The sequence below is a fragment of the Blastococcus atacamensis genome, from assembly GCF_002938425.1.
Classification (GTDB): domain Bacteria; phylum Actinomycetota; class Actinomycetes; order Mycobacteriales; family Geodermatophilaceae; genus Blastococcus; species Blastococcus atacamensis.
On the sequence record NZ_POQU01000108.1, the window covers coordinates 1 to 10536 of the forward strand.

General features: G+C 72.8%; 10 protein-coding genes and 1 pseudogene. 5 read left to right on the forward strand and 6 right to left on the reverse strand.

Annotated features, from left to right (window positions below; all coding sequences use genetic code 11):
• Positions 1-187, forward strand: a pseudogene (locus tag C5508_RS17745) (hypothetical protein); the annotation flags it as partial.
• Positions 187-516 carry a rhodanese-like domain-containing protein gene (locus C5508_RS17750; RefSeq protein WP_232797262.1) on the forward strand — a complete coding sequence of 110 codons (330 nt, stop codon included), beginning with the start codon at positions 187-189 and terminating at the stop codon, positions 514-516. The pseudogene C5508_RS17745 and the gene C5508_RS17750, both read left to right, overlap by 1 nt.
• Positions 517-595: 79 nt before the next feature.
• Here the strand turns inward: C5508_RS17750 and C5508_RS17755 are convergent, their stop codons facing one another.
• The 3 genes from C5508_RS17755 to C5508_RS17765 form a co-directional block, all read right to left on the reverse strand.
• A complete protein-coding gene (locus C5508_RS17755) occupies positions 596-2212 on the reverse strand; it encodes a long-chain fatty acid--CoA ligase (RefSeq protein ID WP_104526257.1) in 1617 nt (538 codons plus the stop codon).
• 96 nt (positions 2213-2308) lie between these two features.
• A complete protein-coding gene (locus C5508_RS17760) occupies positions 2309-2560 on the reverse strand; it encodes a hypothetical protein (protein WP_157944142.1) in 252 nt (83 codons plus the stop codon).
• Between the two features lie 152 nt (positions 2561-2712).
• Positions 2713-3927, reverse strand: a complete 1215-nt coding sequence (locus C5508_RS17765) for a cytochrome P450 (protein ID WP_104526259.1) — start codon at positions 3925-3927, stop codon at positions 2713-2715.
• A gap of 81 nt (positions 3928-4008) precedes the next feature.
• On the opposite strand from C5508_RS17765, the gene C5508_RS17770 reads away from it, so the two are divergent.
• Positions 4009-4935 (forward strand): DUF5926 family protein, encoded by a 927-nt coding sequence (locus C5508_RS17770; RefSeq protein WP_104526260.1) that lies wholly within the window; start codon positions 4009-4011, stop codon positions 4933-4935.
• Positions 4936-5009: 74 nt separating this feature from the next.
• Here C5508_RS17770 and C5508_RS20040 read toward each other — a convergent pair whose 3' ends face one another.
• Complete coding sequence (locus tag C5508_RS20040; protein WP_198598164.1) at positions 5010-5972, reverse strand: excalibur calcium-binding domain-containing protein; 963 nt, start codon at positions 5970-5972, stop codon at positions 5010-5012.
• Between the two features lie 119 nt (positions 5973-6091).
• Entirely contained in the window at positions 6092-7309 is a 1218-nt protein-coding gene (locus C5508_RS17780) for an arginine deiminase (protein ID WP_104526261.1), read from the reverse strand.
• A gap of 103 nt (positions 7310-7412) precedes the next feature.
• On the opposite strand from C5508_RS17780, the gene C5508_RS17785 reads away from it, so the two are divergent.
• Entirely contained in the window at positions 7413-8180 is a 768-nt protein-coding gene (locus C5508_RS17785; RefSeq protein ID WP_104526262.1) for an SDR family oxidoreductase, read from the forward strand.
• 107 nt (positions 8181-8287) lie between these two features.
• Here C5508_RS17785 and C5508_RS17790 read toward each other — a convergent pair whose 3' ends face one another.
• Positions 8288-9949 (reverse strand): FAD-binding oxidoreductase, encoded by a 1662-nt coding sequence (locus tag C5508_RS17790; RefSeq protein ID WP_104526263.1) that lies wholly within the window; start codon positions 9947-9949, stop codon positions 8288-8290.
• A gap of 38 nt (positions 9950-9987) precedes the next feature.
• Between C5508_RS17790 and C5508_RS17795 the strand changes: the two genes are divergently transcribed.
• Positions 9988-10536 (forward strand): FAD-dependent oxidoreductase (locus C5508_RS17795; protein WP_113684664.1); only part of this gene is annotated, 549 nt, incomplete at its 3' end.

Genomic DNA, 10536 nt, shown 5'->3' on the forward strand with positions numbered 1-10536 from the left:
CGAGCGCGTCGGCGGCACCAGCACCCGCGCGGACGCGATCGTCGACCGCGCCGAGGGCATGGTGGGCCGGGTCGAGCCGATGCTCGACGACTACGAGCCGGCACTGACCGCCCTGGCCCCGGTGGTCATCGGGTCCATCCTCGCAGTGGGGGGGCGGCAGGCGCGCGTGCCACGATGGAGGGCGTGATGCCGCAGCAGGTTCCCACCGTGTCCGTCAGCGAGCTCCCGGATGACGCCGTCGTCCTCGACGTCCGGGAGGACGACGAGTGGGTGCACGGGCACATCGAGGGCGCCACGCACATCCCGATGGGCGACGTCCCGGCCAAGCTGGACGAGCTTCCCGAGGGCGATCCGCTCTACGTGACCTGCCGCGCGGGTGGCCGGTCGGCCCGCGTGGTGGCCTGGCTGAACCAGAACGGCTTCGAGGCCGTCAACGTCGCTGGTGGCATGGGCGACTGGGAGGCGGCCGGCAAGCCCATGGTGAGCGAGACCGGCCAGCCCCCCTTCGTCCGTTAGTCGAAGGACCCACTGCCCCCCACCGCTCGCACGCTCGCGGCGGGCCCCTGCAGGGGGCCGCGGCTGGTCGTCCCGCCGCTCAGCTCGGCAGCTGGTACTCCGCGAACTTGCTGCGGAGGTCCTTCTTCGAGAACTTGCCGACGCTGGTCTTGGGCACCTCGTCGATGAACTCGACGGCGTCGGGCATCCACCACTTCGCGATCAGCGGCTTGAGGTGCTCGAGGATCTCCTCCTGGGTCGCCTCCTCGCCCTCACGCAGGACGACGCAGGCCAGCGGGCGCTCGTCCCACTTCGGGTGCGGGATGCCGACGACCGCGGCCTCCTTCACCTTCGGGTGGCTCATGATCGCGTTCTCCAGGTCCACCGAGCTGATCCACTCGCCGCCGGACTTGATCAGGTCCTTGGTGCGATCGGCGATCCGGATCGAGCCGTAGGCGTCCATCGCCGCGACGTCGCCGGTCTTCATCCACCCGTCCTCGGTCGTGAGCGTCACGCCGGCGTCCGGGTTGTAGTAGTCCTGCGCGCACCACGGGCCGCGCACCTGCAGCTCGCCGGTGGCCTTGTCGTCCCAGGGCTGCGGCTCGAGGGTGTCGGCGTCGACGATCCGCGCCTCGACGCCGAGGAACGGGATGCCGGCACGCGCCCGCTGGGTCGCCTTGGTCTCGTCGTCGGCCTGCTCGTACCGGGTGGGCAGCACGCCGGAGGAGGCCACCGGGTGGGTCTCCGTCATGCCCCAGGCCTGCAGGAGCGGGATCCCGATCTGCTCGCGGTAGGCCTCGCTGAGCGCCTTGGGCACCGCGGAGCCGCCGCAGCCGATGTCGCGCAGCTTGTGGGGGCGGCCGGCCAGGTGCGGAAGGATCCCCTGGAAGACCGTCGGGACACCGGCGGTGAAGGTGACGCCCTCGTCCACGATGAGGTCGGCCAGGGCCTGCGGCTGCATCATCGCGCCGGGCATGACCAGGGAGGACCCGGCGGCCGGCGCGACCTGCGCGATGCCCCAGGCGTTCGCGTGGAACATCGGCACGATGGGCATCGCCACGTCGTTGATGCCCAGGCCGAACGCGTTCGGGGCCATCACGCCCATCGTGTGCAGGAACGTCGAGCGGTGCGAGTAGACGACGCCCTTGGGGTTGCCCGTGGTGCCGCTCGTGTAGCACATCGAGGCGGCGGAGTTCTCGTCCGTGACGTGGAACTCGACCGGCTGCGCCTCGGCCAGGAGCGCCTCGTAGTCGAGGACCCGGGCGTCGTCGGGGATCTCGTTGTCACCGCCGTCGTCCATGACCACGACCTGCTTCACGGTCTTCATCGTGTCGATGAGCGGCCACAGCAGGGGCAGGACCGTGCGGTCGACGAAGATGACCTCGTCCTCGGCGTGGTTGGCGATGTAGGTCAGCTGCTCGGGGAAGAGGCGGACGTTGAGGGTGTGCAGCACCCGGCCGGTGCAGGGCGCGGCGAAGTAGAGCTCCAGGTGGCGCTGGCTGTTCCAGCAGAAGGTGCCGACACGGCCGTCGGCGCTGATGCCGAGGGTGTCCAGGACGCCGCCCAGCTTGCGGGTGCGCTCGGCCCACTCCGCGTAGGTCGCCGTCGTCTTCCCGCCGGGGTTGTTGGTCACGATCGTGCCGTCGCCGTAGTGCTGCTCCACGTGGCGGAAGATCGCGTCGATCGTGAGGGGGTAGTCCTGCATCAAGCCGCGCATGGCCGCATCGTGCCAGTGACCGGGCTCACCTTCCACCGGGGATCACATGGTTGGTGACAACTAGGTGGGTCTATCGAGCGTCTTCCCTGGCGTGGATCAGTCAGCCATGACAGACCCGACGAGCACCGACAGCGCACCGGAGCAGATGACTGCCCACGCGTAGAGGCTGAGCCGGTCGATCCCAGAACTGGAACGAGGCTTGTTCGAGCTGTCCTTCCACGCCTGGAGGAACGCGCCGACAACAAGGGCCAGGCTGCCCAGGACCGTGAAGGTCTTGGATGCTGTCCAATGCCATCCGGTGGGGACCATGACCGCGACCGCGATCGCGACCAGGACGACGGCGAACACGGCGAAGACTCCTAGGACGATGCGCGCCCCGGTACGAACCAAAGTTTCAGCAAGCATGAGGTCCCAACGGCATGACGGCGGCATCGCTTGAACGGGAGTGCGCCCTCTCTTGGTAACGCGCACGGGATGACGCGAAGGAGCACTCCTGCTCCTCAGGCGGTGAGGACGACGGGCAGCGTGTGCAGGCCCCGGATCACGAACTCGGGACGCCGCTGCGGCTCCCCGCCCAGCTCGATCCGCGACGTCCGGTCCAGCAGCGCGCCGAACGTGGCCTGCAGTTCCACGCGGGCCAGCGGCGCCCCGATGCAGAAGTGGATGCCGGCGCCGAAGGTGATGTGCGCGTTCTCGGTGCGGCCGACGTCGAGGCGGTCGGGGTCGGCGAACACCGCCGGGTCGCGGTTGGCCGCACCGAGGAGGGCGGCGATCTTCTGGCCCCGCTCGACGGTGATACCCCCGATCTGCACGTCCGTCGTCGCGGTCCGCTCGAACAGCTGGAGCGGGGAGTCGTACCGGATCAGCTCCTCGATCGCGCCGGGCAGCAGCGAGCGGTCCGCGCGCACGCGGGCGAGCTGGTCGCGGTTGCGCAGCAGGGCGAGAGTGCCGTTGCCGCTGACGTTCACCGTTGCTTCGTGGCCGGCGTTGAGCAGCAGGATGCAGGTGGTGACGAGCTCGTCCTCGGTGAGCCGATCGCCCTCGGCGTCGCGGACGGCGACGAGGTGGCTGACCAGGTCCTCACCGGGCGTCGTGCGCCGCTCGGCGGCGAGCTCGCGCAGGTAGGCGACGAACTCGTCGGCCGCGCGCTCGGCGTCGTCCTCGATCTCCGTCGTCCGGCCGTACTCGTACATCTTCACGATCGCGTTGGACCACGGGCGCAGGAGCGGGCGATCGGCCTCCGGCACGCCGAGGAGCTCGGCGATCACCGCTACCGGCAGCTCCTCGGCCATGCCGCTGAGCAGGTCCACCGGCTCGCTGCCCGCGGAGCGCTCGACCAGCTCCCCGGCGAGCCGGCCGGCCAGCTCCTCCACCCAGGGCCGCAGCCGCTCGACGTGCCCGCGGGCGAAGGCGGTGCTGATCAGCCGCCGCAGCCGGGTGTGGTCCGGCGGTTCCATCTCGAGGATGGCGTTTCGGTGGATGAGGTTGAAGTTCTCGAACCGCTCGGCGGGCTGCCTGTCCGACCAGATGCGGCCCAGCCGGCGGTCGCGCAGCACCGCGTTGGCCTCGGCGTGGGTGAACGCCAGCCACAGCCCGAGGCCCTCGTGCCACTGCACCGGCGCCTCGGCGCGGGCCCGCGCGAAGGCCGGATACGGGTCGGCGACCACCGCGGGGTCGGTGAGGTCGAGCGGCGCGGAGACGGCAGCGCGGGTCACGGCCGACGAGCCTAGTAAGAGGATCGCCCGCCCCCGCACGCTCAGGGCGGGCGCCTGCGAGGGGCCGCATAGGCTGGCGACATGGCTTCCCGCAAGCGAACGTCCGCCCCCGCCGCTCCGGAGGGCATCAACCCGAAGGCGCCCTGCCCCTGTGGCTCGGGTCGTCGTTACAAGCACTGCCACGGCTCGGGTTACGCCCCGCCGGTCACCCGGCCGTTCGAGGGCCTGCCCGGCGAGGCCGACTGGGTAGCCCTGCGGGAGCTGGTCCCGGCCGCGACGGCCAAGCTGCGGACGACGGACGGCCGTGAGATCACTCTGGCCAGCGTGCTGCCCGGCGGTGCGCCGGCGCTGGTGCGGGCCAACGGCGAGATCCTCGTCGGCGCCCAGCTCGCCACTTCGTCCGACGACGTGAGCCGCGACCTCGGGACGGCGGTCGCCGCCGCGCTCGAGGCGCCGAAGGGTGCCCCGGTGGAGCCGGGCCCGATCGGTGGCGCCGGCTCGGCGGGTCCGCGGCTGCAGGAGGTGCTGGACGTCTCCGTCCCGCTCCAGGTCGAGGTGCACGACAGCTTCGACTTCTGGCTGGAGGGCACCGAGCCCGGCGCGGCGGCGCGAGCGGGGTTGAGCCAGGCCAACGAGGCCATCCTGCCCACCGTCCGGCTGGAGGGCCTGGAGGCCGCCTACTGGGTGCGCCCCGGCAACGAGCGTGCGCACCTGCGCTGGGTCCGGCCGGAGAAGGAGGAGCAGCTCCTCGACGCGCTTGCCCGGCTGTCCGCCGCAGAGCAGATCCTCCTCGGCGAGGGCACCCGCTACGCGGGCGCCTTCCGGGCCCACGGTCTCGTCGTCCCGGTGTGGGACCTGCCGGCCGACGTCCCCGCCGAGGACTGGGTCGGTCCGGCGACGGAGTTCCAGGCGCGGCTGGAGCAGGCGCTGACCGTGACCACTCCGCTGAACGCAGACGAGCGGCGTGCACGGGCCGGGCTGCTGTCCCGCCAGATCACCCTGCGCTGAGGTAGGCGCGAACGCGAGAAGGTCGCTCCCCACCACGGTGGGGAGCGACCTTCTCGTTGATCAGGACCTCTGCGTCAGCTCCGGCGGCGGGCGGCAGCCACCGCAGCGCTGCCGAGCACCAGCAGCGCTGCGCCGGCACCGGCGAAGGGCAGCGTGTCGAAGCCGGTGTAGGCCAGCTGCGGAGCGGCGGTGGGCGTGTGGCTCACCAGCGCGGTCTCCTGCTCGCAGCCGACGCCGTCGTTGTCGTTGTCGAGGTGCGGGCCGTAGCCGGGCTGGCCGGAGTGGACCGGCGCGGCACCGCGCGCGCGGGCGTCGTCGCAGTCGGTGTAGTGAACGGCGGGAGCGGCCTCCTCGTGTCCGTCGGTTCCTCCGCCGACGTTCTCGCCCCCGGTCTCCTCGTTCCCGTCGCCGCCGAGCGCCTTGCACAGTTCGTCGATGACGGCACCGAGCTCCGGGCTCCCGCTCCTCGCCTCGTCAGCGAACATCTCGCAGCCCGCCACGAGCTCTTCGGCTCCCCCTTCCAGCCCCGTGCAGAGTTGCTCGAGCTCACCGCCCAAGGTGGGGTCGATGCCGGTGATGCCCTCGACGAGCTGGTTGCACCCGTCGACCACGGGGTTGTCCCCGTCATCGGTCTGGGTGCCCTCGTCGCCGGTCTGGGTGGTCTCGTCGCCGGTCTGGGTGGTCTCGTCGCCGGTCTGGGTGTTCCCATCGTCGGTCTGGGTGCCCTCGCCGGAGAGCTGACCGCCGAGGCCAGAGAGCTGGCCGCCCTCGTCGCCGGTCTGGGTGCTGTCGCCGCCGGTCTGGCCGCTCTCGCCGCTCCCGCCGGAGAGCTGGTCGTCGGCGCCCGTCTGGCCGCTCTCGTCGCTGGCCTCGCCGCTTCCTTCGCCAGCGGCCGCGTCGCCGACGATGCCGGTCACCGTCTCCGAAGGCAGGCCTCCGGCGGCGCCCTCCTCGGCCGCGGCAGCCAGCCCCGGCCCGACGAACAACAGCGCCGCTGCGGCGCACAGCGTCAGCGGCGTACGAAAGCGCTTGGACATGCAGTTTCCCCCGTGGGATCGATCAACTCGTGAGTGAGCTGTACCACGGGTCACAGCTAACGGGCGAACCAGTCCTTCACGGTTCCGTGCGCGTCGCAACGCAGAGTCATCGCCGACAGTCAGATGGGTTCGCGCAGGATCGGGCAGGACATGCAGCGCGGCCCGCCCCGGCCGCTGCCGAGCTCGGAGCCCGCGATTCGCACCACCTCGATGCCGGCGGCCTCGAGCGCGGCGTTGGTGACGGTGTTCCGCTCGTAGGCCACCGTCAGCCGCGGGGCCAGCGCGAGGGTGTTGTTCCCGTCGTCCCACTGCTCGCGCTCGGCGGTGACCGGGTCCAGGCCGGTGTCGATGACCCGCAGCTGGTCGATGCCCATGGCGGCTGCCGCGGCCAGCACGAACGGTTCGGGCCCGCTGACGGCGAGGTCGGTGGTATCGGCGTCGTCCTCGATGTCGTAGGGCGCGCGGACGGTCCAGGCGACCAGCGAGTCGGCCACGGCGGGGTACATGACCATCGCGTCGACGTCGACCATCGTGGCGATGGTGTCCAGGTGCATGGTGGCCCGTTCCTGGGCGATCGGGACGACCAGCACCGTGTGCGCCAGGCCGCGGGCGAACAGCCGCCGCGCCAACCGCTCCGCTCCGCCGGGCGTCGTCCGTTCGCCCATGCCGACGGCGACCACGCCCTCGGCCAGCAGCAGCACGTCACCGCCCTCCAGGTGCTCCAGTTCCGCGCCGTAGAGCTGCTCGGCCCCGGCGAACCGCGGGTGGTGGGTGTAGATGGCGGCGGTGATCGTGCTCTCGCGGTGGCGGGCGGGCATGGCCAGCGACGTCACCGCGACCTCGCCGCCGATCCACACCGACGAGTCGCGGGTGAACAGCAGGTTGGGCAGCGGAGGGACGACGAAGTCCGCGCGGTCCATCAGCTGGTAGGCCAGCCCGGAGCCGCGCAGCTCGTCGTGCGCCAGCCCCGCGATGAGCGTCGACGCGAGGTCCTCGGGGGCGAGCCCGGCCAGGTGGCGGGTGGCGTCGCGCTGCAAGGTCGCGCCCAGGCGCGGGTCGTCGACGGCGGCGTCGATGAGCTCCGTGCGCGCCGCCGGGGAGGCGAGCACCTCGGCGAGCAACGTCGCCACGTGCAGGACCTCGACACCGCGGTCGGTCAGCGCCTGGGCGAAGGCGTCGTGCTCCTCCTGCGCGCGGGCGACCCACGGAACGCCGTCGAACAGCAGCTGGTCGTTGTTGCGGGGCGTCAGCCGCCGCAGCTCGGGACCGGGCCGGTGCAGCAGCACGGTGCGCAGCCGGCCGACCTCGCTCGTGGCGCCGAGGGCGGGCGTGATCATGGCCGAAGGCTGGCACAGGTCGCCGGAGCGGCGCCGCAGGAGCGCCTCGTTAGGGTGCCCGAGGGGCCGGTGCGGCACCCGTTCGGCGACTCCGGAGGTACCCGTGGACCTGTTCGACCTGACCGGCAAGGTGGCCGTGGTCACCGGCGGCACCCGTGGCATCGGCATGATGATGGCCCGCGGTCTGCTGCAGGCGGGGGCGAAGGTCTACATCAGCTCCCGCAAGGCCGAGGCCGGCGACGCCGCCGTCGCCGAGCTGCAGGAGTTCGGCGACGTCGTCTCGATCCCCGCCGACCTCTCCACCGAGGCCGAGTGCCTGCGGCTGGCCGAGGAGGTCGGGAAGCGCGAGGACCGCGTGCACATCCTGGTGAACAACGCCGGCGCCACCTGGGGCGAGCCGCTGGAGACCTTTCCCGAGTCGGCCTGGGACAAGCTGCTCGACCTGAACCTGAAGTCGCCCTTCTTCCTCACCCGCGCCCTGCTGCCCAAGCTGGAGGCGGCGGCGGTCGAGGGCGATCCGGCCCGCGTGGTGAACGTGGGCAGCATCGACGGCCTGCACGTGAACCCGATGCCGACCTACTCCTACGCCGCCAGCAAGGCCGGGCTGCACCACCTCACGCGGGTGCTGGCCAAGGAGCTCGGCCCGAAGCAGATCACCGTCAACGCCGTGGCGCCCGGGCCGTTCGAGTCCAAGATGATGGCCGCCACGCTCGACGCGTTCGGCAGCGAGATCGCCGCCAAGTCACCGCTGGGCCGCATCGGCCGCCCCGACGACATGGCCGGCGTCGTCGTCTACCTGTCCTCGCGGGCCGGCTCGTACGTGACCGGCGCGGTCATCCCCGTCGACGGCGGCATCGCCACCACCGTCTGAGCCGCGGCGAGATCCGGGTTCCTGGCTCACCGTTCGGGGTCGTGGCTCACCGTCGACCGTGAGCCAGGACCCCTGATGATCATGTCTCCTGATCATCACGGAGCCCCTCAGTCGGGGAGGAGGACGCCGGGGTTGCAGATGCCCTTCGGGTCCAGCCGCTCCTTGACCGCGCGCAGCACCTCGACGCCCAGCGGCCCGACCTCGCGCTCCAGCCACGGGCGGTGGTCGGCCCCGACGGCGTGGTGGTGGGTGAGCGTGCCGCCGGCGGCCAGCAGGGCGTCGGTGGCCGCGCGCTTGGCCGTCAGCCACTGCTGGAGGGGCAGCGCGTCGTCCCGGTCGGCGAGCACCGTCAGGTAGAGCGAGGCGCCGGTCGGGTAACCGTGCGAGACGTGGCTCATCACCAGCGGCTGCCGACCCTTGCGGCCGAGGGAGTCGCGCAGCGCCCGGCGGGTCGCGTCGTACACCCTGGGCAGGGCCGACCAGGTCGCCGCGGTCTCCAACGTCTCGACCAGCAGCCCGGCGTCCAGGAGCCGGTCGCGGGTGTACGGGGCGCCGAAGCGGTGCGCCCGCCACGACTCGGCGACCCGGCGGCCCAGCCGGATCGCGCCGCCGTCGCGCAGCAGCGACGACGCCGCCCGCTTGCGGGCCCGCACGAGATCGGGCAATCCCTCCCAGCCGACGAGCAGCAGGCAGCCGCCGCCGTGACCCCGGACGCGGAGGCTGCCGCGCAGCGCCTTGGCGCCGGTGCCGCCGGCCATGAGCAGGTTGGCGCGGGTCTCGTCGCCGTCGGACAGCCGCACGACGTCGGGCAGCAGGTCGTGCCGGGCCAGGTTCTGCAGGGCCGCGAGCCCGGCCGGCCAGGTGCGGAACGACCAGCCCTCGTACGCGGCCACGGCCGGCTTGGGGCGCACCCGCAGCGTGACCTCGGTGATCACGCCGAGCGTGCCCTCCGAACCGAGCGCCAGGCCCAGCAGGTCGGGACCGGCCGCGGACGCCGGCGGATGCCCGAGCTCCAGCACGCCCGAGGGCGTCGCGAGGGTCAGCCCGGCGACCAGCTCGTCGAACCGGCCGACGCCGGTGGAGGCCTGCCCGGCCGAGCGGGTGGCGGCGTAGCCGCCGACGGTGGCGAACTCCCAGCTCTGCGGCAGGTGGCCGAAGCTCAGCCCCTCGCGGCCCAGTGCCTCCTCGAGTGCCGGCCCGCGCATGCCGGGCCCGACGGTCACCATCGACGACGGCACGTCCAGGGCCTGCACCGACGACATGCGGCCCAGGTCGACCGCGATCGCCGGCCGGTCGTCGGGGTCCACGCCGGCCAGCCCGCCGACGACGCTGGTCCCGCCACCGAAGGGCACGACGACGATGCCGTGCTCGCTGCAGAGGGCCAGCAGTGCCGCTGTCTCCTCCGTGGTGCCCGGGAGGACGACGGCGCAGGGCGCGTCGGAGGCGTCCCCCTCGCGGCGGCGCAGCAGGTCCAGGTAACTCTTGCCACCCGCGCGGCGCAGCCGCGACTCCCGGTCGGTGCGCACGTTGTCGGCGCCGAGGAGGCCGACCAGCGCGGCGTGCGCCTCCTGCGGCAGCCTGCCCGGGGCCAGCCGGATCTGCTCCACCGGCACCGGCGGGGTCGCCCGCGGCGTCCAGCCGAGCTCGCGGACCAGGTGGCGCCGCGCCGCCTTGGTCAGCGTCGCGTCGAGGCCGTCGGCGTCCTGCGCGATGGCTCCGGCGGGGGCGGGGCCCCACCCCTGGATCGTCAGTTCCGGCTGCTCGGGCACCGCTACAGTCTGCCGGTGCGTGCCCGCCGGAGGAGCAGGTGATCGGCTCCCTCTCGCCCGAGCGGCGGACCCGGGACCTCGCGCAGCTGGCCGGCGCGACGGTCGACGTCGTGGTGGTCGGTGCCGGGGTCACCGGGGCCGGCGTCGCGCTGGACGCCGCCTCGCGCGGACTGTCCGTGGCGCTGTTCGAGCGCACCGACCTCGCCGCCGGCACCAGTCGCTGGTCGTCGAAGCTGGTGCACGGCGGGCTGCGCTACCTGGCCCACGGCGAGATCGGCCTGGCCCGCGAGAGCGCCCGCGAGCGCGCCGTCCTCATGGGGGCCACGGCGCCGCACCTGGTCCGGCCGCTGCCCTTCCTCGTGCCCGACGCCGCCGGCCGCGACGTGTCCGCGCTGGCCGGGCTCGGTGGCCGGCTGGGCGACGCCGTCCGCCGATCGGTGCCCGGGGGGCGGGGCTCGCTGCCCCCGACCCGGCGCGTGCGCTCCGACGACGTCGCGCGGATGACGCCGGGGGCTGTCTCTTATCCCAATTTGACGCTGCCGACGAAGTGGATGGGCATACACGAGTATGGCGATGTGTCATTCCAA